Raw genomic sequence first — 23,578 nt, forward strand, 5'->3', positions numbered from 1 at the left:
CGCGGAATCGCTTTGATGCAGCCAGAGCCCGTGTCTCACGCGCCGAAGGCGCACTTTCCGAAGCACGGGAGCAGCTCAGTTACACCCGTGTACACGCCCCTTACAGTGGCATCGTGACCGAGCGCATGGTCGAGGTGGGGGAATCCGTCTCGCCAGGGCAGGCGCTGATGCGGGGTCTGTCGCTGGAGCAGCTGCGGGTGGTGGTCTCTCTTCCCCAGCAGTACGCGGAGCGCGTGCGCTCCGAGCGTGAGGCAGTGGTTACCCTCAATGGCGGGGCACAGCTCGAAACCGATGGGATGACGTTCTACCCCTATGCGGATCAGCGTAGCCACAGCTTCCGGCTGAGGCTTGAGCTTGCCGACCCCGAGGCCCGTCTCTTCCCCGGTATGCTGGTGCGTGTGGGCATTCCGACCGATACGCGCGAGGCACTCTGGGTGCCCGAGTCCAGCATCTATCGGCGTGGTGAACTGCGTGCCGTGTTCGTGCGCGGCCCGGATGACGAGCCCCGTCTGCGCCAGGTGCGTCTCGGGAGCCGCCGGGATGGGCTGGTGGAAGTGCTCTCCGGTGTCAGTGAGGGTGAATCCGTGCGTCGTGAGGCCCTGTACTGATGGCACCGAATGGCAGGTTGGGCCCATCCGGACAGATCGCGCGTGTCTTCCAGAACAGTCGCCTCACCCCTCTGCTTGCACTGATCGGGCTGCTGCTCGGTATTGTTGCCGTCATCGTGACGCCCAAGGAGGAAGAACCCCAGATCGACGTCACCATGGTGGACGTCATGGTGCCGTTTCCCGGGGCCAGTGCCCGTGAGGTGGAGAGCCTGATCGCCACCCCGGGCGAACAGATCCTGGACGAGATCCGGGGCGTTGAGGACATCTATTCGGTCTCGCGCCAGGGCCAGGCGGTCATTACGGTCCAGTTCGAGGTGGGGCTGCCGCGGCGCGAAGCCCTGGTGCGCATCCACAACAAGGTCCAGTCCAACCGCGACTGGTTCCCCGAGGGCCTGGGAGCGGGCGAACCCGTGGTCAAGCCACGGGGCATTGATGACGTTCCAGTCATGACCCTGACTCTCTATGACCCGCAGAGGCGCCAGAGTGGCGAAGACCTGACCCGTCTTGCCCATACCCTGGAGACGGAACTCAAGCGGGTGCCCGGTACACGGGATATCTACACGGTCGGTGGTGTGCCGGATCGCATCGATGTGCGGGTTGAGCCCGCCAGCCTGGCCGGTTATGGCCTGGGCATCAGTGATCTCCAGCAGGCGGTCCGGGCCGCCAATGCCACCGGCCAGGAAACCAGGGTTACGCGTGCGGGGCTGTCCATCCCGGTTCAGCCGGGGGAGCCACTCCAGCAGGTCGAGGAGCTCAGGTCGCTTGTTGTGGCGCACAGCAATGGGGCTGCCGTTCACCTTTCGGATGTGGCGTCGGTCAGCCGTGGCGGCACGGTACCGGATGCGTCGGTGCAGCTGGGCTTTGGCCCTGCGGGTGAGGGTCAACCCGGTCAGCGCTATCCGGCAGTGACGGTGGCCGTTGCCAAGAAAGCCGGCGAGAACGCCATTGATGTAACCGCCGCTGTTTCAGACCGGCTCGAACAGCTGCGGGGGCGGGTGATACCCGATGATGTTGAGGTGCTCACCACCCGCAACTATGGGCAGACCGCCAGTGACAAGGCACGCAAGCTCATCTCGGACCTGATCATGGCCACCCTGTCCGTCATGCTTCTGGTTCTGGCGTTCATGGGGTGGCGCCAGGCCATGGTGGTCGGTCTTTCGGTGCTTCTGACCCTGCTCCTGACGCTGGTGTTTTCCTGGGCATGGGGCTTCACCCTGAACCGGGTATCCCTGTTCGCGCTCATCTTCGCCATCGGGATCCTGGTGGATGACGCCATTGTGATCGTCGAGAACGTCAACCGGCGCATCCATAACTCCGATGCCCCTGCCATCCGGGTGATCCCTGCTGCGGTGGATGAGGTTGGGACCCCAACCATCATGGCGAGCCTCACCATCATGGCCGCCCTTCTGCCAATGGCATTTGTGACGGGGCTTATGGGCCCCTATATGAGCCCTATTCCCATCAATGCCTCGGCCGGGATGGTGCTTTCACAGCTCGTGGCGTTCATCCTTACTCCCTGGCTGGCACTGCGGCTGGTGCGTCCCCGGGACCGGGCGAAAGAGGCGGAGGGTGCCGAAGCGGAGGAAGTTAACCCCCGCCTCTACCGTCTCTTCAGCCGGGTTCTGACGCCCTTCATGGGCAATCATCCCTGGCGGCGCCATGGGCTGGCATCCGGGGTCATCGCGCTGACGCTGGGCGCTGCCGCCCTGCCGGTGTTCATGCTGGTGATCCTCAAGATGCTCCCCTTTGATGACAAGTCGGAGCTCCAGGTGGTGGTGGATATGCCTGAGGACACTCCCATGGAGACCACCCAGAAAGTCCTGACGGAGATGGGTGGTTATCTGGAGAGTCACGAGGCTGTTACCAACTGGCAGGCCTATGCCGGTACGGCGTCACCCATCAACTTCAATGGGCTGGTGCGCCAGTACTATCTGCGCCAGGAACCCTGGCAGGGTGACCTCCAGATCAACCTGAAGGACGAGCGGGAAAAGGCTTCCCACGATATTGCCCAGGCGATGCGTGAGCCCCTCACAGAGATTGGTGAACGTTATGGGGCTGCCGTGAAGGTGGTGGAGGTGCCGCCGGGGCCTCCGGTGCTGTCGCCGCTGGTTGCCGAGGTCTATGGCCCCAGTCCGGAGGTGCGTGCCCGGGAGGCGGCGTCACTGGCACGGCGTATGGAAGGTGTCGAGGGGCTGGTGGATATCGACACCACGGTGGAGGCCCCTGTGGAGCGCTGGCGTGTGGTGGTTGACCGCCAGCGGGCGGCCACGCTGGGCGTTTCCCAGGCCCAGGTGGTGGAGCTGCTCTCGACCACACTGGGCAAGCGCAATCTTGAATACTTCCACGATCCGAACGCCAAGTACGCCGTTCCGATACGGGTGATCCTGGATGAAGGCGACAGGGCTCAGAAAGCGGCGCTGCTGTCCCTCAAGGTCCGGAGCCGTTCCGGCGATAGGGTGCCGCTGGCGCAGGTGGCCTCAATCGAGCCCAGCAGCTGGCCCGGGGCGATCCATCACAAGAACCTGATGCCGGTCACCTACGTCACTGCCGACATGGCCGGCGACGTGGACTCCCCGCTGTACGGCATGTTCCGTATGGCCGAGGACCTGGAAGACCTGCCCCAGTACTACATCCAGCAGCCGGAATGGCCGGATGAGGCTGCCATCAAATGGGACGGGGAGTGGCAGATCACCTATGAGACCTTCCGGGACATGGGGATCGCCTATGCCGTTGGGATCATCGCCATTTTTCTGCTTCTGGTGGCACAGTTCGGCTCCTACGGGCTGCCGCTGATCGTGATGATGCCCATCCCACTGACGCTCATCGGGATCATGCCGGGCCATGCGCTGTTGGGTAAGGAATTCACCGCGACCAGCATGATCGGCATGATCGCGCTGGCCGGCATCATCGTGCGCAACTCCATCCTGTTGGTGGTGTTCATCCGGGATCTGCTGCGCGAGGGGACACCGCTGGAAGAGGCGGTTGTGACGGCCAGCGCCGTGCGCATCAAGCCCATAGCGCTGACCGCCGTCTCCGCCATGCTGGGGGCCTTCTTCATCCTGACGGACCCGATCTTCAACGGTCTGGCGATCTCACTGATCTTCGGGCTGGCCATGTCCACCCTGCTGACGGTGATCGTGGTGCCGCTGGCCTACTATCTGTTCATCGGTGAGCGGGAGGTGCGCTGAGCGCCTCCTGGATACGCTGGAACAGATCCCCCTGAAAGGGGCGACTCAGGGGGTAGAAGTGGCCGGAGTGGGGGAGCATGGTGAGTTCGGCATCAGGGAGGGTTGCGGCCAGGTGCCGGGCGTAGGCCGGGGGCAGAAGCTGATCCTCGGCGCCCTGGTGGACCAGTGTTGGTGTCCGGATGGCCCCGAGCCGGAATCCCCAGTCGCCCATCTCCGTGAGCAGGTCCGTGGCAATGGCGTGGGCGCCTGAGTTGAGGCAGGCCAGCTGGCTGGCGCGGAAGCGCCGGATCTGGCCAGGATCTCCCAGGATGGCGTGGTCCGCGTCGCTGAACAGGCTGCGTGCCCGGGCCATGTAGAAATCAGGCCGCCGCTGGGCAATGGCGGTGATCAGCGCGACGGTCGCCCGGAACAGGGCGGGACTGATATCCGCAATGACAGGCCCGGGCCAGAGCGTGCGCAGCAACAGTCGCCGGGCACCGGCCATTTCCCGGAAATGGGTATAGCTGGAGAGCAGTATCGCGAGCCGTATCCGCCCGGGCAGTTCATGGGCGGCAGCCAGGGTGCGGGATCCGCCACTGGACCAGCCCATGTGGATGCAGCGATCGATCCCCAGGTGATCCAGGAACAGGGCCAGGTCCCGGGGGTAGTCGAGCAGCGTCCGGTCCTGCTGGTAACTGGAGCCACGGATGCCGGGCCTGTCCAGCGCCAGTATCCGGAAACCGGCTATCCGTGCCTGTTCATGGAAGAACAGAGCCTCCAGCGCTGAGCCGGGCATGCCGTGCGCGTAGACTACGGGTATGCCGTCTTCCGCGCCCGTTTCCAGGCCCACCAGTTGCCGGTTATCCGGTGTCCGCAGGGTATGGACCTGTGTAGGTTCCTCCATGTCGATGCTCATGCCGCAGCGTCCTTCAGGTCAGGGCGGAAGTACTGGTTGACCCAGAGCGAAATCCCGATCAGTCCCCCGCCGAGAGCCAGCGCGAGCAGGTCCGCATCCCGGTTCCAGATCAGCAGGTTCACAAGCAGTCCCGCGGGCACCAGGGCATTGTTCATGACTGCCAGGGTGCCCGCATCCACTTTCCGTGCCCCCTGGTTCCAGAAGAACAGGCCGGCCCCGGAGGCGGCGAAGCCCAGCCAGCCCAGAACCAGCCACTGCCAGGGCGTGGCGGGCAGCATGGTGCGGTCGCCGAATATGAGGAAGGACGGCAGCGCCACCAGTATGGCGCCCAGGAAGAAGTAGCCGAACAGCCGCCAGGCGGGCGCCGTCAGCGAATAGCGCTCATAGAGGCGCCGGTACCCGACCTGGCCGGCGGCAAAGGCGAGATTGGCGCCCTGCAGCATGACAAAGCCGGTGATGTAGGACTCACTGAGCCCATCGTAGCGGATGATCGCCGCCCCCAGCGTGGCCAGTGCGGCAGCCATAAGGGCCACCGGGGCAAACCGGCGGTGGAGGGCGTCATCCATAAGCGTGATGTAGATGGGCGTGAAGACTGTGAACAGCAACACCTCCGGCACCGTCAGGAAGGCGAATGAGCGGTACAGCAGCAGGTAGGTGATGCCGAACTGGCTGGCGCCGACCAGCATCATCCCCAGCCGGAAGCCGCCTGGAACGCCGCGCCAGCGCAGAAGCGGCAGGAACACCAACGCGCCGCACAGCACACGGGTCAGCACGGCGAAGTCGTTGTCCACGTTCCCGGCGAGATAGACGCCGATCAGGCTGAAGGAAAAGGCCCAGAGGATGGTGACGAGAACAAGGATGATCATACGCTGCTCCTAGACCGCCTGGCCGGCGGCGACGCCGGAGGCCCAGGCCCACTGGAAATTATGCCCGCCGAGGTGGCCGGTGACGTCCACCACCTCGCCGATGAAGAAAAGCCCGGGCTGGTCGTGGACTTCCATGGTTTTTGAGGACAGCGAGCGAGTATCCACGCCGCCCAGGGTAACCTCGGCGGTCCGGTAACCCTCGGTGCCCGCCGGCGTCAACTGCCAGCCATTGAGGGTCTGTGCCGCCTGCGTCAGGTCTGCCCTGCTGAAATGCTGGAGCGGTTCCCGCCAGCCCTGGAGTTCCGAGAAGGCCTGGGCAAAGCGCTTCGGAAGTTCCTCGCCGAGGGCCCGTGCAGCGCTGCGGTTCGGGTGCTTCTGGCGCTGTTCCGTCAGCCACTGGCTCGCATCCTGATCCGGCAGCAGGTCGATCCCCAGGGCATCACCGGGTTCCCAGAAGCTGGAGATCTGCAGCATGGCGGGGCCGCTCAGCCCTTTATGGGTCACCAGCATGGGTTCCCGGAATCGTTCACCGTTGCACGAGACCGCCACAGGGCAGCTGATGCCCGCCAGTGGCGCCAGCTGCTCCCGGAGCTCCGGCGCTAGCGTAAAGGGCACCAGGCCGGCCCGGGTGGGTATGATATCGAGCCCGAACTGGCGGGCCAGCTCATAGCCGAAACCAGTGGCCCCCATGGTGGGGATGGAAAGGCCGCCGCAGGCAACCACCAGGGCTTCCGCGTGGAATTCGCCAGCGCTGGTCGCCAGTGTATAGCCGCTATCGGAGGTGGCGACCGTTGCCACCGTCGTGCGCGTCATGACATCGACGCCAGCCCACTCGGCCTCGGTCATCAGAAGATCCACGATCTCGCGGCTTGAGTCCTGGCAGAACAGCTGCCCCGCCGCTTTTTCCTCGTGCTCGATGCCATGGCGTTCCACCAGCTCAAGGAAGTGTTCGGGGGTGTAGCGCTTGAGGGCGGAAATACAGAACCCCGGGTTGTCCGAGAGAAAGTTCGCCGGGGTGCTGTTGAGGTTGGTAAAATTGCAGCGCCCCCCACCGGACATCAGGATCTTGCGCCCGGGGCGGCGTGCGTGCTCGATCACCAGCACACGCCGGCCACGGTAGCCGGCAGTCGCGGCGCACATGAGCCCGGCGGCGCCGGCGCCGATGATGATGACGTCATAGGTGGTGGGCATGATGGGGGTGGCCTGTCCGAATGTGCTGCTGAGCGCGTATTCTAAGGCCCGTGAACCCGAGTGAACCAGTGGAAAGAGGCCGATGATCGGACCTGGCACCCAGTCCATCCCGGAAGGGAAGATGAAACTGCTCCAGGCATCGCTGCGCCTGGTGACCAGCAGTCGCAGCATCAGTTCGCTGGGTATCCGGGAGCTGGCCCGTGAAGCCGGCCTCAATCCCAACACCTTTTACCGTCACTTCTCGGATCTGGATGATTTCGGCCTGTTCGTGCTCGAATGCATCGCCTCCGAGGTCAAGCGTCAGGTCCGGCGTCTGCGCACAGCGGCGGCGACCTCGGACCAGGCAGCCCACGATTCGGTCTATTTCGTGTACGAGTACTTCCGCGTTAACCCGGCGGTGGTCATGGTCGCGGTGCGGGAACTTCACGGGCCCTCACTGGTGCTCAGGCAGGCCCTGGCGCGGCAGCTGGAGGAGGCCGCCAGCGAGATGGCCGATGACGTGACCGAGCGGGAGCTGGTCCCCCAGGTGGACCGGACCACGGTGCTGGACATTGCCCGGACCGTGGTCCGGTTCATGCTGTTCCGCGGTATGGATTACATTGAGTACCCGGAGCAGCAGAAAGCCATCCAGAAGGAGACGGAGCGCTTCCTCCGCCGCCAGTTCATGGGGGCCATGGCCGAGATACTTTCCCCGGGTCTGGATGCCAGCCTGGCATGCTCCTAGAGCCATCAGGCCGGTTGCCCATCGCTGCCGACAAAGACCCGGTTGCGTCCGGAATGCTTGGCGGCATATAGAGCCTGGTCCGCGTCCTCAAACAGGCGCTGCGTGATCTCAACCGTCTCGGGAATCCGGCCGCTGATGCCGATGCTTACCGTCAGGTGGATGGTCTCCCGGGAGACCTGGAAAGGCGTTTCGGCCACCCGCCGGCGGATCCGCTCGGCCACGCAGCGGGCCCCTTCAGCCGTGGTATCCGGGAGCACCACCACGAACTCCTCGCCACCATAGCGGGCGACAATGTCCTCGGGGCGTGTCACCAGGTTGGCAATGCATTCCGCCACCATCCGCAGGCAGTCGTCACCCACCAGGTGCCCGTAACGGTCGTTGAAGGCCTTGAAGTGGTCAATGTCCAGGACCATTACGGACAGCGGCTGGCGGTAACGGAATGCTTCCACGCAATAGTTCGGGAAAACCTCTTCGAAGTAGCCGCGGTTGCGCAGGCCGGTGAGGGCGTCCGTGGTGCTGAATTCCAGCAGCTTGGCATTGGCGGCTTCCAGGGCCTCGGTACGCTCGTGCACCCGATGCTCCAGGCGTGTATTGGCCTCTTCCTGGACCCGCAGTGTCTCCGCCTGTGCCATGCGGGCATTGCGCTCCTCGCGCAGGGCCTGTTGCTGGGCCTCCAGCGCCGCTTTTTTCTCCTTGTTGAGGCGATCCGCAATGGCGAATGAGAGCACAATGACTCCGAGGCCCGAGCCCACCTGGACCGCGTTCTGGGTGAAAACGGTGTTGGGCAGCAGGGCGAATTTGCTCAGGGCCAGGATGATGCCGCCGGCAAGCATCGCGAACCAGGCAACCGTATAGTAACGCGCTGCCTGTACTCCTTTGAGGAGACGGACAATTCCCACAAGAAGCATCAGGCAGCAGGCCACGAAGGCCACGCCGATGCTCGGCAGTACAATGGTGCTGAAGGGCACGAAGAGGGCCACCAGGATGATGAGCAGGGCGGCAGCGATCAGGTTTGAGGTAGCCCGCAGCAGGAAGGGATGGTTGTCGCTGTTGATGGACAGGAAGCGGATGGTGAACAGGGCACCGAAGACCACCACGCTCATCAGGAAGATCATCATCAGCTGGTTGTTCCACCAGGTCGCGCCGGGCCAGAGGAACTGGTAGGCGAGGCCGCCAAGCGTGGCGAGGAACAGTGGCATGGCGGAGATGTAACCGATGTAGTAGAGGAAGGCCCGTTCGCGCACCGCGATGTAGACGAATATGTGATAGAAGATCATGGCCACGGCAATGCCGAAATAGATGCCCTGGAACAGCAGGTCGGACTGTTCATAGACCAGAAACGCTTCCGATTCCCAGAGGGTTAGCGGCACCTGCATGGAGCTGCCCGTCTCCACGCGCATGAGCACCGTCAGTGTTTCCCCGGGTGCGAGTTGCAGCGGAATCACGAAATTACGGTGTTCCAGCGGGCGCTGCCCGAAAGGCAGCTGATTGCCCATGGTCTGTGTCTGGACGGTCTCGCCATCGCTGAGTACATGCAGGTCAATGTGGTGCAGTGCGGGGTAACCGATTTCCAGATAGGGATTGAGCGGAGTGTCCGTGGGGTTGTGGATCCGGGTCCGGAACCAGTAGGGCTCATCCACATAGCCGTGGCTGATGGACGGCGGCTCTTCCGGGGTCCAGGCTTCACGCGGCAGGCTGCGGACGTCACCGAGGCTGGCGTCGCCACTGGTGTCGACCCACGACTGGGTATGGCCCTCAAGTGGGAGGTTCCGTTCGTTCCCGGACCACTGGGCAGTCTCTGCGGACGCGGGGCCTGCCAGCAGCAGGAGTCCGTAGAGTAGCAACCGAATCAGTATGCGGCTCATTATCAGCATCCCTTTTCCGCTCAGTGTAGTGGCGGCCCCGGGATGCCGTGTTGCTCTCTGGTTACCGACCGTAACCCACGAAGTCCGCCAGGTAATCAATGCCGGCGTCGGCCTGGCGGTACACCAGATACAGTGTCTTGTGGACCCCTTCCTCACCCAGGCGCCGGGTAGCGATGGGGTGGCTGTCGCGATAGCGTTCAGCCAGCCAGTCCGGCAGGGTACAGACCCCCCGGTTGGCCGCCACCAGCTGGAGCATGATCTCCATGGCTTCCACTTCCTGCTGGTGGAGCGGTTCCAGCCCGGCCGGTGAGAGGAAGTGAGTGAACACATCCAGCCGTTCCCGGGCCACCGGGAAGTGGATCAGTCGTGTCTGGCTGAGGCGCTCCGGCGTGACGGCACCGCCGCCGGCAAGGGCGTGTTCCTGCGCGGCCACGAGCATGAGCTCGTAGTCAAAGACCGGTGTGTGGCAGAGGTCACTGCTGAACACGGGATCGCTGGTGATGAGGATATCGATCCGGTGCTGGGTCAGGGCTTCGAGGCCGTTGAAGCGGAACTTCTGGATCACGTCCAGGTCCACGTCCGGCCAGCGCCGCAGGTAGGGCTGGACAACCGTCAGCAGCCATTCGTAGCAGGGATGGCATTCCATGCCGATCCGCAGGCGGCCGCGCCGCCCTTCACCGAAGGCGCGCAGGGTCGCATCCGCCTCCTGCAGACGCGGCAGCAGCTGCTGGCCCAGTTCCAGCAGGTAGCTGCCGGCCTGCGTCAGCTGCAGGCGTCGGCCCTGCTTGGACCACAGCCGGGCCCCGCTCTGCTCCTCCAGCTTATGCATGGAATGGGAGAGGGCCGACTGGGTCAGGCAGAGGTGACTGGCGGCTTCGCCAAGGGTGCCCTTTTCGTGCAGGGCCATGAGGATTTCAAGATGGTGCCGCTGAATCATGAGCATAACTCACGGATCGAATAGAAATAATCATTTTCCATCATCGATTGCCGTGAGTAAAGTGTAACCAGCATCAAGGCGCGGGTTCAGGGAAGAGCGGGTTTGCCCGTGCATTGTGATGCAGCCGGTTACCGGTCAGGCTCCTCGGCTGGCCGGCAGCCCCTTCCATGGGCAGGCGTCCGCCTGCCCATTCCTTTCCGATTCCGCTGTTGCTCAGAGCCAGTCGTTCAGGGAGACGCCCAGCCCGATGCGGTGGGTGCGTTCGTTGTAGTCGATGAGGGACTCACCGTAGCCGTTGTAGTACTGGATGTGGGCCTTGATGGACTCGCTTACCGGGAAGGACCAGTTGATCTCGACGGAGGTCCGGTTGTTTTCATCCCTCAGATTATTCATCAGCGAGATGCCGAGTGCGTGGGTTCCCGTGGGGTTGTAGACCGCGTTGAGCTCGCCATATCCGAGATACCGCTCAATGTCCGGGTTATCGTCTTCTGCCCTTGAGGGCTTGAGCCGGTACCAGGGCTCCAGGGCGATCGTCCAGTTGTCGGTGCTGTAGACCATGCCCGCCTTCACGCGGTTCCAGCTGCGCGAAAAAGGCTCTTCACGGCCATTCGATTCATGATTGAGACCGATGATGAGCGTCTCGAGTTCGCCCGGGCCAATCTCCCACCCCAGGTTATGGGTCATGAAGATTTCGGGTTCGAAGTTGATCTCGCGGAACGGCGAGGATTCCTCGGTGTTGTACAGCTGCCAGAACGCCAGCTGGGTGTAGCCGAACCACAGCCGGTTGGGGCCTTCAAACACACCGGTCAGCAGGGGCAGGCGGAAGCTGAGCTGGAACTTGACCTCCTCCTTTTCCACCTGCTCGCCATGGGGTTGCGGCGTATAGGTGGGGGTGGTGGGTATCTGGTTGGGCGATCCTGTCCGCGTGGCCGGCAGCAGGTAGTTGCGCCGGTGGGGCTGGAGGATGCTTGACTCGCCGAGCATGCGCTCCCGGGGGTGCGGTTCGGAGGTTGCCTCCGCCTCGCTGTCGGTGTCCTCATGAGGGTGTGCCGGGCTGGGGACCGTGTAGAGCCCGACCAGGAAGGTCATCAGCAGTGTCAGGTGGTGTAGTCGCTTCATGGTCGGAGTTTACGCCAGGCATGGGTCGCACACAAAAACGCCGGGCACTGGGCCCGGCGTCGGGTGCGGCGTGATGGTTTACAGGGCCCACTGGTCGTCATCAAGGGCCATAAGACTCTCCTTGCCGTCCACGATGTCCGCGAGCAGGGCATCCTTCTCCGGAAGAAGCTTGTCGAAGAAGAAACGCGCTGAGACCTGTTTGGCCTCATTGAAGGCCTGGTTGCCCTCGCCGCTGGCGATAGCCTGCCGGGCAGCCTCAGCCATGCGCACCCACATGAAGGCGATGACGGTAAGCCCCGTGAGTCGCAGGAAGGGCGAGGCCGCGGCACCAGCCTGCTCCGGGTCCTGCCGTGCGTTGGTGTTCAGCCAGTTGACGGCTTCTTCCAGAGTTGCCAGTGCGGCTTTCAGCTGGTCCCGGTGAGCGCAGTCGGGATGCTGTTTCAGGTAGTCGGTCATGTCTGCGAACAGGCTCTGCACCAGGCGGCCCTTGTGCAGGCTGAGCTTGCGTCCGACCAGGTCCATGGCCTGGATGCCATTGGTGCCTTCATAGATGCGCGCGATGCGACCGTCGCGCACGTACTGCTCAATGGGCCAGTCCTGGGTGAAGCCGGAACCGCCCAGCACCTGCAGGCCGGTGTTGGCGTTGGCGTAGCCCTCGTCCGTAAGGAAGGCTTTCACCACAGGGGTCATGATCTGGACGATGTCGTCCGCCGTCTGGCGGGTCTCCGCGTCCGGGTGGGCCTTGGAAAGGTCCAGCTGATGCCCGGCGTACAGGGCCATGGCGCGCATGCCTTCGTTAAGCACTTTCTGGCGCATCAGCATGCGGCGCACGTCCGGGTGGACAATGACCGGGTCTGCAGGGCCCTCCGGGTTTTTCGGGCCGGCCAGGGAGCGGCTCTGCAGGCGCTCCTTCGCGAACCCGAGGCTCACCTGGTAGGCGGATTCGGCCAGGCCAAGCCCCTGCATGCCTACCATCAGCCGGGCTTCGTTCATCATGGTGAACATCTGGCGCATGCCGTCATGGGGTTCACCCACCAGCCAGCCCCTGGCTTCGTCCATGTTCATGACACAGGTGGCAGAGCCCTTGATCCCCATCTTGTGCTCCAGACCACCACAGAAGATGCTGTTGCGCTCACCGGTTTCGGGGATGACCTTGGGCACCACGAACAGAGAGATGCCCTTGGTGCCCTTGGGCGCGTCTGGCAGCTTGGCCAGCACCAGGTGCACGATGTTGTCTGTCAGGTCGTGCTCACCGCCGGTGATCCAGATCTTGGTGCCGCTGACCCGATAGCTGCCGTCGGCATCCGGTTGGGCCTTGGTGCGGATCAGGCCCAGGTCGGTGCCGCACTGGGGTTCGGTCAGGCACATGGTGCCGGTCCATTCGCCGGAGATCAGTTTCTCCAGGTAGGTGTCCTTCAGTTCCCGGGAGCCGTGCTCGTGCAGGGTGCTGATGGCGCCGTGGGTCAGCCCCGGGTACATGCCCAGCGACAGGTTGGTGGCGCACACCATCTCATCGATAATGAACTTGAGGATGTGCGGCAGGCCCTGGCCGCCGTACTCGACTGGCGCGTCCAGCGAGGTCCAGCCGCCTTCGGAGAACTGGCGGTAGGCCTCCTGGAAACCAGAAGGCGTTGTGACGCTGGCATCGTCCGGATTGAACTGGCAGCCCTCACGGTCACCCGGCACATTGGTGGGTTCCATGATGTCCCGCATGAAACGCCCGCCTTCCTCAAGGATGGCGTTGATCAGATCCGGAGTGGCCTCGGCGTAGGGCTCAAGTTCGCACAGGCGATCGGCGCCGAGTACGTTGTAAAGGAGGAAGCGGTAATCGGTAACCGGTGCATCGTAGGCCATGAAACGCCTCGCTATGGTGAGGTGAATGGAGATTCAGGATGTAACAGTGATTACGGATGAGGCGGGCTGCTGGTTCAGGGTTACCAGGGAAGTTCCGAGCCATCCCAGCTCAGGAAGCGACCGCTGTCCTCGGGACCCAGCCCGTCCAAAACCGTCCACAGGTTGGCGGCGGTATCAGCGGGACTGTGCACCTTGAGGTGAGCCAGGGACTGTGGGAAGGGGGCGGTCAGGGCCGTTTCGGTGGTGCCGGGGTGAAGGGCCACCACGGTTGCGGGCCGCAGCCGGCGCTGTGTTTCGATAGCGAGATTGCGCACCGCCATATTGAGGGCGGCCTTGCTGCAGCGGTAGCCGTACCAGCCGCCATAGCTGTTATCGCCAATGGAGCCGACTTTGGCGGAAACCGCGGCGATCAGCTTGGCATCGCGGTGGCGCAGCCATGGGAGCAGCGCCTGTACGGTGTTGAGGAATCCCAGCGTATTGACCCGGTAGCTGTACAGCATGGCCTCCGGGTCCACGTCCTCCAGCCGTTTTTCCGGAAACAGCCCTTCGCCATGGAGCACACCAACGGCATAGAGAATGCGGGTAACCCGGGCATCCCCGGGTAAATGGTCAGAAAGGGCAGCATCCAGGGTGCCCCTCTCGGCCACATCCGCATCCACCAGGCTGAGCCGCCCGGGAAAGGCCTCCGCCAGGGCGCAGGCCTCGTGGTTCCGGGAAGCGTTACGGCTCAGTCCGACCACATGGGTTTCGGGATTGCGCTGCAGCTCATGGGCCGCCAGCGCCAGGCCGATGCCACCACTGATTCCGGCAACCAGGGTATCCATCAGCCCCGGGGCTAGCGGATGAAGGGGTTGAGCAGCCGCGTCAGCCGGCCGGTGAGCTTCACGGGGGCGTCCATCACCGAGAGGGTGATGCAGTCCTCACCGTGCAGTGCCACCGGCTGGTGGTCGTGGTGCTGATCAAGGATCACGAAGTCCCCTTTGCTGAATACACCATTGGCATCGGCAAAGGCACCGGTCAGCACCAGTGTGGCCTCGGAGCCGTGGTGACTGTGGGAAGGGGCCCGTCCACCCGCGCACAGCTTCTGCAGGGTGACGCGCTCATCCCCGGGAAAGCGGTCGCTCAGGTCATAGACGCTGACATCCGCCAGCTGGCGCTTCCAGGGCAGCTCCTGAAGGTCACTGCCAAGCAGCCGTTCGAGCGGGGAATCATGGGTGGGCTTTTCCGTCTCCGCCTCACGGGGCGCCGGTTCGCTGTCAATCTGCGCGACAATATTGTCGAACAGATCGTCGGAGACCCGGCTGGCCTGTTGGCTGTGGTCGAGCATGATCGCGCCCAGACTGTTCAGCATGTCCAGCTGGCCGCGGCAATGGGAGCACCGGTCGAGATGCATACGCATGCACAGGGCCATGGGCTCGGAGAGCGTTCCCGCACTGTACTCCATCAGAAGGACTTCATCGGGATGATGGGTACTCATAGATCCTGATCCTGAAGAATCACTTTCAGTTTGCCCAGTGCCAGACGGACACGGCTCTTGACGGTACCGAGTGGAATGTCGAGATCCTCAGCCACGGCCTGGTGCGACTTGTGTTCGAGATAGACCTGTTTGAGCACGGTCAGCTGTTCCTGTGGCAGATGTTCGAAGGAGTCACGGATACGCCGTTCGGCAATGATACGGTGAAGGGAGGGCACTGGATCCTTCTCATCGTCCCCGGGAATCTGCCAAAGGTCTTCCGTTTCGATGGCCATCTCGGCGCTGCCGCGCTGGATCTTGCGCAGCATATCGATGCGCTGGTTACGGGCAATGGTGAAGATCCAGGTGGAGGCAGCCGCTTTGCGCCAGTCATAGGTGCACGCCCGTCGCCAGATGGAAATCATGACCTCCTGGACGAGCTCTTCCGCCTGATGGGCGATGCCATTGGAAATGGCATAGTACTTGATCTGGGGACCGAAGTGCTCGAACAGCTCGTGGAAGGCCGCCCTGTCCTGATGACTGGCGACCCGCTCCAGAAGCTGGCTCCAGTGGTCCTTGCTGCGCTCGGCGCGCGAACTGTCCGGGGCTGTGGTCACGTTGCGACTCTTGGTTGCTGCCGTCTGGCTGCTTCTTATGAGTTCCATTGTAGGTGCCCGTTGCCATGTTGGGAAATCCAAACCTGGACAGAATTACGCGGGCGGTACGGGTACGGATCAGTGGTCGGTGAGGTAAGTGTAGCTCCCCAGCCCCTGGCGGATCTGTTCCAGAAGCCGCAGACGCTCCTCGTCCGCCAGTCCGGCGGTCTCGATCCGGGATTCCAGCTGGCGGAACAGGTTCTCCGGGTCATGGTTGACCTGGCGCAGCACGCTGGCCAGCGTCTCACCCTGGGCCAGGTGGGTGACCTGGGCGTTGCCCGCGGCATCCAGGCTGACATCAGCGGCGTCCGTGTCGCCGAACAGGTTGTGCATGTCCCCCAGGATCTCCTGGTAGGCGCCTGTCATGAAGAAGGCGAGCTGATCCACGTCCGTGGCATCGGGCAGGGGCAGGCTGGTCTCAATCCCGTCGCCATCCACGTAGTGGTCGATGCGGCCATCGGAGTCGCAGGTCATGTCCCTCAGCACCGCCCGTCGCGTGGTCGGCTGGTCCAGTCCCTGCAGCGGCAGGATGGGGAATATCTGGTCAATGCCCCAGATGTCCGGCAGTGACTGGAAGATCGAAAGATTCATGAACAGCCGTTCCGCGCACTGTTCGTTAAGCTCATCAAGCAGGTCGCGGTGCACGCGGTTGCCGGGGTTGAGGCGGGTGCGCAGCCGCATGGCCACCTGGCGCTGGAGCTGTTCCGCCTGGGCGCGCTGCTGCAGAGAGAGCAGTCCATGGGCGAATTCGGTCTGAACGTCCGCCATGGCCTGCGCCGCATCATGATGGATCTCGACGGCCGAGCGTTCGGGCCCGTCGCCGCTGAGCGCCTGATAATCCGCCCAGAGGCTGCGCAGTGGCGCCGGGGCGGTTTCGGGGACCGCTTCCGGGATGGCCGCCTCGGGCGCTTCCCGGTCAATGATGTTGGTCACCAGTACCGCGTGATGGGCGGTCATGGCGCGGCCGGATTCGGTGATCAGGTGCGGGTGGGGCAGGTTGTTATGGGTGCAGGACTCGTGGAAGGTCTGCACCACCTGGCGGGCGTATTCCTCCATGCTGTAGTTCATGGAGCAGGCACTGCGCGAACGGGTGCCCTCGTAGTCCACGCCCAGGCCGCCGCCCACGTCCACGGTATTCAGGGGCGCGCCCGCTTCGTGCAGGGTATGGTGAAAGCGTGCCGCCTCGCGCAGGCCGGTCTGGATGTCCCGGATGTTGGCGATCTGGGACCCCAGGTGGAAATGCAGCAGCTGCAGGCGATCCAGGGCATCGGCCTCACGCAGCTGCTCCACCACCGTCAGGACCTGTTGCGCGGAGAGCCCGAACTTGGACTTCTCGCCGCCGGTGTTCTGCCAGTTGCCCTCGCCAATGGTGGCCAGCCGCGCGCGAACCCCGATGAGAGGGCGGACACCCAGCCGGCGGGATTCGTCCAGGATCAGCGGCAGCTCCGAGGCTTTCTCCACCACGATGAAGACACGGTGGCCGAGGCGCTGCCCCATCAGGGCGAGGCGGATGGTCTCGCGGTCCTTGTAGCCGTTGCAGATGATGCGGGCATTGGGTGGGGCCAGAGCCAGCACCGCGAAGAGTTCCGGCTTGCTGCCGGCCTCCAGACCGATCTGGCCCTCTCCCGCGGCCGGTTCGCTGCGCAGGATCTCTTCCACCACGCGGCGCTGCTGGTTGACCTTGATGGGATAGACAGCGGTGTAGCCTCCCTCGTAGCCAAGGTTCCGGATGGGCTCATTGAAAGCACGGCACAGACGGTTCACACGGTGGCGGAGAATGTCGCTGAAGCGGATCAGCACTGGCAGGCGGGCACCCTCGCGCTGCACCTGTGCCACGACCTTGGCGAGCGACACCCCTGGGCTTCGGGTATCGGGGTTGATGCGCAGCTCACCTCCGGTGCCGACCGTGACGTAGCCCTCGCTCCAGCGATCGATGTTCCAGGTGCGGCCAGGGGTATCACTGTGCATGCGGGCTCCGGGCAGATGGCTTTCCGGGGATTGTAAGGCCGCGGGCGTTTATGGAACAGGCTTCTGTCCGTTGCCGGCGGGTCGTACAATGATCCCTTTACCCAGGCGCAGGAGAGAGCCATGAGCGGACTCGACGATAACTGGTTCACCGAGATCTACCCGGAGGAGTCCATTGCCTTCTCGCTCCGTATCAAGGGGAGGGTGCACGCGGAGCAGTCGCCCTACCAGAGCATCAGCATCTACGAGACCGAGACATTCGGGTATCTGATGGCGATTGATGGCTGCGTCATGCTCTCCACCCGGGACAACTTCCTTTACCACGAGATGATGGCCCATCCGGTGCTGTTCACTCACCGCAATCCCAGGCGGGTCGCCATCATTGGCGGTGGTGACTGCGGCACGCTGCGCGAGGTGCTGCGCCATGACGGTGTGGAAGAGGTCTGGCAGGCGGAAATCGATCAGCGTGTGACAGAGCTTTCCGAGCAGTGGTTCCCGGAGCTGTGCGAGGCGAATGAGGATCCGCGCGCGAATTTCTTCTTTGGCGACGGCATCAAGTGGATCCAGGACACGGATCCGGGCTATTTCGATGTCATCATCATCGACAGCACGGACCCGGTGGGCCCCGCGGAAGGGCTGTTCACGAAGGATTTCTACCGCGACTGCTACATGGCGCTGGGGGAGAACGGCCTGATGGTGCAGCAGACCGAGTCGCCGCTGATGGAGCGGCCGAAATCGATCATCCGCAAGGCGCATGAGGACATGAAAGCTGCGGGCTACCATCACAGCAAGACGCTGGTGTTCCCGCAGCCCGTCTACCCCACGGGCTGGTGGAGCTGCACCATTGCGGGCAAGGTGACGCCGCTCGAACACTTCCGGGAGGCGGATGCCGGGGCGCGCCCCTTCCCGACCCGCTACTACAGCGCGGACGTGCACCGGGGAGCCCTGGCGACACCGCCCTTCCTGCAGGATATCATCGGCGAGGATCATCCCGTCGGCGGCGAAGGGTGAAGCCTCGACTGAAACCGGACGCAAACGCAAAGGAGTGCTCTGAATGACCCGACAACAGCAACGTGTCTATCTGCTGGCTCTGTGCCAGGCCCTGTTTCTGACCTGTGCGGTGGCCTCGGTGTCGGTCGCCGCGATTGTGGGCTCGGAACTGGCGCCCACCCCCTGGATGACCACACTGCCCTATGGCCTGCAGTTCGCGGTTGTGATCCTGTGCGCCTACCCGGTCTCAAGGCTCATGGGAGCTCTGGGGCGGCGGCCCGTCTTCCTGATGGGCGCCTGTTTCGCCATGGCGGCGGGTGTGACCGGCTATCTGGCCATCCGCGGTGGCTCCTTCACCGGGCTGATCCTCAGCCATGTGCTGCTGGGCATCTTCATTACCCACGCCAACTACTACCGGTTCGCCGCCACCGATGGGGTTGAAGCGGAGCTGAGAGGGCGGGCGGTGGCGCTGGTCACAGCGGGTGGCGTCCTGGCCGGCATCCTGGCGCCATTGCTCACGCTGGAAGCCGGGGCCCTGTTCGAAGGCCAGTCCTTCGCCCACAGTTACCTGATCTTCTCACTGGCTGGTGCGGTCACTTTCCTGGTCATGCTCACGGTGCCGGGGCTCAATGCCGGAGGGACAGCACCGGATGCAGGGAAGGCGGCGCCGGCGCCCGCCGTCCCACCCGCCATGGCCGGCTTCGGAGCTTTTCTGGCCATGTACTGCGCGGGCGCCGGCTATATGGTCATGAACCTGCTCATGGTCCAGTCCACGCTGGCCCTCAACAGCGGGCCGGGCAGCCACACGCTGGTGGGCGTGGCCATCCAGCTCCATGTGGTGGCCATGTTCCTGCCCTCGTTCTTCACCGGGCGGTTGCTGGAGAGACTGGGGCATGGCCGTGTTCTGACGCTCGGTTTTCTGCTGCTGGCGTTATCCGCCCTCATCGGGATGCCGGGCAGGGCGCCGGTATTCGTGGTTCCGTCACTCATTCTCCTTGGGGTCGCCTGGAACTTTCTCTACGTGGGTGGCAGCGCGTTCCTGACGCTGTGCCACTCACCGGAGCGGGCGCACCGTATCCAGGGCATCAACGATACGGTTGTCTCCGGCCTGGCCGCGGTGGGCGCACTGACAGCGGGTGCGCTCTATCACCTGCTGGGCTGGTCCGGGAGTCTGGTGCTTTCATTGCCGGTTGCCGGTGTGGGCCTGGCGATGCTGGTCTACTGGCAGCGGGCGGCCGCCGCTTCAGGGCTATGGACAGGGGAGGCCTCCGGATCATGAGACGACAGTCCGACGACACCGCATCCATAAGCTTCACTGGCCTCTATACCGGGGAGGTCTGGCGCCGCAACGACCTGGCGCCACAATGGCTTGGGTCCGGGGCGGGGCCCTGGCTGTACCGCGGGCTGGTACCCGTGGAATGGCTGAGTCGCACTCTGGGCGGCAGCAACCTGCGCACCATCCTGCTGCAGCGCCACCGCATCATGGACCACCTTCTGGAGCACTGGATCCGGGAGGAGGGTGTTACCCAGGTGCTGGAGATTGCCAGCGGCCTGTCCCCCCGAGGCCACCGCTTCCGGCAGTGTTTCCCGGAGCTGACCTATATGGAGACCGACATGCCGGGCATGGCCGAGCGCAAGCGCCGTGCCCTGGAGCAGGAGGGGGCCTTGAGCGAGGGGCATCAGGTGTTACCACTCAATGTCTTTCACCGGGAGGGGGCGGAATCCATGGAAAGCGTGGTTGAGCAGTGCTTCCGGCCCGGTGAGCCCATTGTGGTGATCACCGAGGGGCTGACCAGTTACTTCACGCTTGAGGATATGGTCCCGTTCTGGGAACGCATAGCCGCTCTTGGTGCGCGCCATCCAGGCAGTCGATATCTCATGGAGACCTATCTTGTGCCACGCAGTGGCGCGTTCAGTCGGGCCATCCGTATGGGGGCGAACGCGCTGGGGCGGCTCAGTGACAGTGATGTGACCTTCCATTTCGCGGATGCTGGCGAGGTGGAGCGGGTATTCCGGGGGGCTGGTTTTGCCGGCGTGCGGGTCCATGACCCGGCGGAATACCGGGAATACGTGGAGCTGCCATCCAATCGTGGCGATGCGGTGGTGCGCGTGGTGGCAGCCGGTACTGGCTGAACCATGAAAAAGGGCGCCCCGTGGGGGCGCCCCTGTCTTGCCTGCTTTGTTACGCGTTGTCCGGATCAGCTGGTGTGTTCGAACTCGGGGTAGGCTTCCATGCCGCACTCGGCAATGTCGAGGCCTTCGTACTCCTGCTCCTCGGTGACCCGGATGCCCATCACGGCCTTGAGGATGCCCCAGACAACCAGGCTGGCCACGAAGACCCAGACGAAGATGGTCAGGGCACCGATGATCTGGCCGCTGAAGCTCGCGCCGCCGTTGGTGATCGGCACCAGCAGCAGGCCCAGGAGACCCACAGTACCGTGGACGGAGATGGCGCCTACCGGATCGTCGATGCGCAACTTGTCCAGTGTCACGATCGAGAAGACCACCAGGATACCGCCAAGGGCGCCGAAGAGCGTGGCAGTCAGCGGTGTCGGGGTGGAGGGCTCGGCGGTAATGGCAACCAGTCCGGCCAACGCCCCGTTGAGGAGCATGGTCAGGTCGGCCTTGCCGAACATCAGCCGGGAGACGATCAGTGCAGCCACGGCACCACCGGCAGCAGCGGTGTTGGTGTTGAGGAACACAATGGCTATGGAATTGGCGGACTCAACGCTGGCCGCTGCCAGCACGGAACCGCCGTTGAAGCCGAACCAGCCCATCCAGAGGATGAAGGTGCCCAGTGTGGCCAGCGGCAGGTTGGCGCCCGGAATCGCACGCACCTCACCATTGGGACCGTACTTGCCCTTACGCGGGCCCAGCAGCAGAACGCCGGCCAGGGCAGCGGCCGCGCCGGCCATGTGCACGATGCCGGAACCGGCAAAGTCACTGAAGCCGAGCTCAGCGAGGTTGTACATGCCGAATACGGCCGCACCGCCCCAGGTCCATGCACCTTCCATCGGATAGATGAAACCGGTCAGGACAACGGTGAAGGCGAAGAACGCCCAGAGCTTCATCCGTTCAGCCACGGCCCCGGAGACGATGGACATGGCGGTTGCCACGAACACGACCTGGAAGAAGAAATCCGAGGCCGGCGCGTAGGTCGAAACCGCTTCATAGGTGAAGCCTTCGGAGACACCGGGGTCCATGATGCCGGACAGGAAGGTGCCGCCGCCGTACATGATGGCGTAACCGCAGACCATGTACATGATGCAGGCGATGGAATAGAGACCAACGTTCTTGGTCAGGATCTCGGTGGTGTTCTTGGCCCGGACCAGTCCGGACTCAAGCATGGTGAAGCCTGCCGCCATCCACATGACGAAGGCACCACAGATCAGGAAGTAGAAGGTATCGAGCGCAAACTGCAGTTCGTTAACTGTGTTTTCCATTGGAATAAGCCCTCCGCACAAGGCTTTTCAACTTCGGGAATGGTGTTCTGGCGTCTGGAGTGACCGGCCGTCAGACAGCTTCCTCGCCGGTCTCGCCGGTCCGGATCCGGATCGCCTGCTCCATCTCACTGACGAAGATCTTGCCGTCACCGATCTTGCCGGTATTGGCGGCCTTCGAGATGGACTCGATGACCTGGTCCAGCAGCTTTTCGCTGATGGCGATCTCGACTTTCACCTTGGGCAGGAAATCAACGACGTATTCCGCGCCGCGATAGAGTTCGGTGTGGCCTTTCTGCCGGCCGAAGCCTTTGACTTCCGTGACGGTGACACCCTGGACACCGATTTCGGACAGGGCTTCGCGCACGTCATCAAGCTTGAACGGCTTAATAATCGCTGTCACAAGTTTCATGGGTTTCTCCTTTCGTTGCCGGCCCAGCCGAACTGGGTATGGCGGCCTTAATCGGGGTGCGTACCAGGCCCGCAGCAGGTTGTGCGGACTCTGCGCAGGCCTTTGCACGCCCTGTGCCAACGCAGAAACGAACTGTAAAAACAGGAAGTTATCTGATGCCGCCGGGGTTCGGCCCGGCTGCATTGCCCCATTGTAGCGCATTCGCACCCGACGTGACCCAACATTGGGCGTCCGGCGGCCTGTGGGAGCGCCCTGGCCGCTGTGCTAGCATACCGCCATTAATGAACCGAGGAGTGGAGCCATGCCCCGTAGCCCCCAGGATCTTTTCAGCGAACTGCGTGGTCAACTGGACCAGTTCATGCCGGATATGGCCCGGGTGGCCCGGGACGACGTGGAGCAGCACGTGCGCATGGCGGTGACCTCGGTACTCGATCGACTGGATCTGGTAACGCGGGAAGAGTTCGATGCCCAGTCCGCCGTCCTTACCCGCACGCGGGAGAAGGTCGAGGCGCTTGAGAAGCGCGTTGCGGCGCTGGAAGAGCAACTGGGCCGCGACCAGCAGTAACCGCACAACACCACCAACAACAGGGATGTTGCCATGAGTTTTGCCGTGATCCACACACGGGCAAGGGTGGGCGTGGATGCCCCCGCCGTTACCGTTGAGACCCACCTTTCCGGCGGCCTGCCGTCACTGTCCATTGTAGGCATGCCCGAGGCGGGCGTGCGCGAGAGTAAGGACCGGGTGCGCAGTGCCCTGCTCAACAGCGGTTTCGATTTCCCCGCCCGCCGCATCACCATCAACCTGGCGCCCGCCGATCTGCCCAAGGAAGGCAGCCGCTTCGATCTACCCATCGCCCTGGGCATACTGGCCGCGTCCGGGCAGGTTGAGCCGGAGGCCGTGGCCGGGATGGAGTTCCTGGGAGAACTCGCGCTGGACGGCAGCCTGCGTCCATTGGAGGGCATACTGCCCGCCGTGATGGGCGCGCGCGGAATGGAGCGCACCATAATGGTGCCCGCAGGCAATGCCGACGAAGCAGCCCTTGCCAGCCAGGAGGATACCTTCGCCGCGGACCATCTGCTCGGCGTCTGTGCCCACCTCAAAGGCGAACAGCGGCTGACGGCCATTGCGCCCCGCGAGGCGGACGACCTGGGGCAGGGAGCGGTGCCGGATCTGGCGGACGTTCAGGGGCAGCACATTCCCAAGCGGGCCCTGGAGATCGCCGCTGCCGGGGGCCACAACCTGCTGTTCCACGGTCCGCCCGGGACCGGCAAGAGCATGCTGGCGAGCCGCTTGTCAGGGCTGCTGCCACCGTTGGCGCGGGAGGTGGCGTTGGAGGTTGCCTCCGTGCACTCAGTGGCGGGCTCGTTCAGCCAGGCGCGGGGATGGCGCACGCCACCCTACCCGGCACCCCACC

21 protein-coding genes are annotated in these 23,578 nt (G+C 63.7%); 8 read left to right on the forward strand and 13 right to left on the reverse strand.

Annotated elements, in window-relative coordinates; all coding sequences use genetic code 11:
- Both QZ501_RS09965 and QZ501_RS09970 read left to right on the forward strand, forming a co-directional pair.
- Positions 1-608, forward strand: a 608-nt coding sequence (locus QZ501_RS09965) for an efflux RND transporter periplasmic adaptor subunit (protein ID WP_295719170.1), incomplete at its 5' end; no start/stop codon positions are given.
- Entirely contained in the window at positions 608-3,796 is a 3,189-nt protein-coding gene (locus tag QZ501_RS09970) for an efflux RND transporter permease subunit (protein WP_295719172.1), read from the forward strand. The genes QZ501_RS09965 and QZ501_RS09970, both read left to right, overlap by 1 nt.
- Here QZ501_RS09970 and QZ501_RS09975 read toward each other — a convergent pair.
- Genes QZ501_RS09975 through QZ501_RS09985 form a run of 3 tightly spaced genes read right to left on the reverse strand, consistent with a single transcriptional unit; the run spans position 3,771 to position 6,748 of the window.
- The gene (locus tag QZ501_RS09975) at positions 3,771-4,691 is read right to left on the reverse strand and encodes an alpha/beta hydrolase (RefSeq protein WP_295719174.1); all 921 of its coding nucleotides are present in this window, start codon (positions 4,689-4,691) and stop codon (positions 3,771-3,773) included. The two genes, QZ501_RS09970 and QZ501_RS09975, sit on opposite strands and share 26 nt — an antisense overlap.
- On the reverse strand, positions 4,688-5,557 hold the full coding sequence (locus QZ501_RS09980; RefSeq protein WP_160898399.1) for an EamA family transporter: 870 nt from the start codon (positions 5,555-5,557) through the stop codon (positions 4,688-4,690). Before QZ501_RS09980 ends, QZ501_RS09975 begins: the two co-directional genes overlap by 4 nt.
- 9 nt (positions 5,558-5,566) lie before the next feature.
- A complete protein-coding gene (locus tag QZ501_RS09985) occupies positions 5,567-6,748 on the reverse strand; it encodes an NAD(P)/FAD-dependent oxidoreductase (protein ID WP_160898400.1) in 1,182 nt (393 codons plus the stop codon).
- An 82-nt stretch (positions 6,749-6,830) separates the two neighbouring features.
- Between QZ501_RS09985 and QZ501_RS09990 the strand changes: the two genes are divergently transcribed.
- A complete protein-coding gene (locus QZ501_RS09990) occupies positions 6,831-7,472 on the forward strand; it encodes a TetR family transcriptional regulator (protein ID WP_295719177.1) in 642 nt (213 codons plus the stop codon).
- A gap of 5 nt (positions 7,473-7,477) precedes the next feature.
- Here the strand turns inward: QZ501_RS09990 and QZ501_RS09995 are convergent, their stop codons facing one another.
- From QZ501_RS09995 to speA, 8 genes are all read right to left on the reverse strand, one after another.
- Entirely contained in the window at positions 7,478-9,337 is a 1,860-nt protein-coding gene (locus tag QZ501_RS09995; protein WP_295719178.1) for a diguanylate cyclase, read from the reverse strand.
- A 61-nt stretch (positions 9,338-9,398) separates the two neighbouring features.
- Entirely contained in the window at positions 9,399-10,274 is an 876-nt protein-coding gene (locus tag QZ501_RS10000) for a LysR family transcriptional regulator (RefSeq protein ID WP_151440683.1), read from the reverse strand.
- Between the two features lie 213 nt (positions 10,275-10,487).
- Positions 10,488-11,393, reverse strand: coding sequence for a phospholipase A (locus QZ501_RS10005; protein WP_295719180.1), 906 nt, complete (start codon positions 11,391-11,393; stop codon positions 10,488-10,490).
- 78 nt (positions 11,394-11,471) lie between these two features.
- Positions 11,472-13,247, reverse strand: coding sequence for an acyl-CoA dehydrogenase C-terminal domain-containing protein (locus QZ501_RS10010; protein ID WP_295719183.1), 1,776 nt, complete (start codon positions 13,245-13,247; stop codon positions 11,472-11,474).
- 80 nt (positions 13,248-13,327) lie between these two features.
- Positions 13,328-14,071: an SDR family NAD(P)-dependent oxidoreductase gene (locus tag QZ501_RS10015; RefSeq protein ID WP_295719186.1), complete on the reverse strand. Its 744-nt coding sequence runs from the start codon at positions 14,069-14,071 to the stop codon at positions 13,328-13,330.
- Between the two features lie 11 nt (positions 14,072-14,082).
- On the reverse strand, positions 14,083-14,724 hold the full coding sequence (locus QZ501_RS10020) for a ChrR family anti-sigma-E factor (RefSeq protein WP_295719188.1): 642 nt from the start codon (positions 14,722-14,724) through the stop codon (positions 14,083-14,085).
- Positions 14,721-15,317 (reverse strand): sigma-70 family RNA polymerase sigma factor, encoded by a 597-nt coding sequence (locus tag QZ501_RS10025; protein WP_225741732.1) that lies wholly within the window; start codon positions 15,315-15,317, stop codon positions 14,721-14,723. The genes QZ501_RS10020 and QZ501_RS10025 overlap by 4 nt, the downstream gene beginning before the upstream one ends.
- A gap of 117 nt (positions 15,318-15,434) precedes the next feature.
- The gene (gene speA, locus QZ501_RS10030; protein ID WP_295719193.1) at positions 15,435-17,324 is read right to left on the reverse strand and encodes a biosynthetic arginine decarboxylase; all 1,890 of its coding nucleotides are present in this window, start codon (positions 17,322-17,324) and stop codon (positions 15,435-15,437) included.
- A 120-nt stretch (positions 17,325-17,444) separates the two neighbouring features.
- Between speA and speE the strand changes: the two genes are divergently transcribed.
- From speE to QZ501_RS10045, 3 genes are read left to right on the forward strand one after another with little or no spacing between them, the layout of a single operon-like run.
- Complete coding sequence (gene speE / locus QZ501_RS10035; protein WP_151440676.1) at positions 17,445-18,332, forward strand: polyamine aminopropyltransferase; 888 nt, start codon at positions 17,445-17,447, stop codon at positions 18,330-18,332.
- 43 nt (positions 18,333-18,375) lie between these two features.
- Positions 18,376-19,590: an MFS transporter gene (locus tag QZ501_RS10040; RefSeq protein WP_295719196.1), complete on the forward strand. Its 1,215-nt coding sequence runs from the start codon at positions 18,376-18,378 to the stop codon at positions 19,588-19,590.
- Positions 19,587-20,444 carry a class I SAM-dependent methyltransferase gene (locus QZ501_RS10045; protein ID WP_295719198.1) on the forward strand — a complete coding sequence of 286 codons (858 nt, stop codon included), beginning with the start codon at positions 19,587-19,589 and terminating at the stop codon, positions 20,442-20,444. The genes QZ501_RS10040 and QZ501_RS10045 overlap by 4 nt, the downstream gene beginning before the upstream one ends.
- Positions 20,445-20,509: 65 nt before the next feature.
- Here QZ501_RS10045 and QZ501_RS10050 read toward each other — a convergent pair whose 3' ends face one another.
- Entirely contained in the window at positions 20,510-21,754 is a 1,245-nt protein-coding gene (locus QZ501_RS10050; RefSeq protein WP_295719200.1) for an ammonium transporter, read from the reverse strand.
- Positions 21,755-21,824: 70 nt separating this feature from the next.
- Positions 21,825-22,163 (reverse strand): P-II family nitrogen regulator, encoded by a 339-nt coding sequence (gene glnK, locus QZ501_RS10055; protein WP_095616411.1) that lies wholly within the window; start codon positions 22,161-22,163, stop codon positions 21,825-21,827.
- 301 nt (positions 22,164-22,464) lie between these two features.
- Here glnK and QZ501_RS10060 point away from each other — a divergent pair, with 301 nt between their 5' ends.
- Both QZ501_RS10060 and QZ501_RS10065 read left to right on the forward strand, forming a co-directional pair.
- Positions 22,465-22,728 carry an accessory factor UbiK family protein gene (locus tag QZ501_RS10060; RefSeq protein ID WP_151440672.1) on the forward strand — a complete coding sequence of 88 codons (264 nt, stop codon included), beginning with the start codon at positions 22,465-22,467 and terminating at the stop codon, positions 22,726-22,728.
- 33 nt (positions 22,729-22,761) lie between these two features.
- Positions 22,762-23,578, forward strand: an 817-nt coding sequence (locus QZ501_RS10065; RefSeq protein WP_295719203.1) for a magnesium chelatase domain-containing protein, incomplete at its 3' end; no start/stop codon positions are given.

Source organism: uncultured Halovibrio sp. (genome assembly GCF_913056445.1).
Taxonomy (GTDB): domain Bacteria; phylum Pseudomonadota; class Gammaproteobacteria; order Pseudomonadales; family Oleiphilaceae; genus Halospina; species Halospina utahensis_B.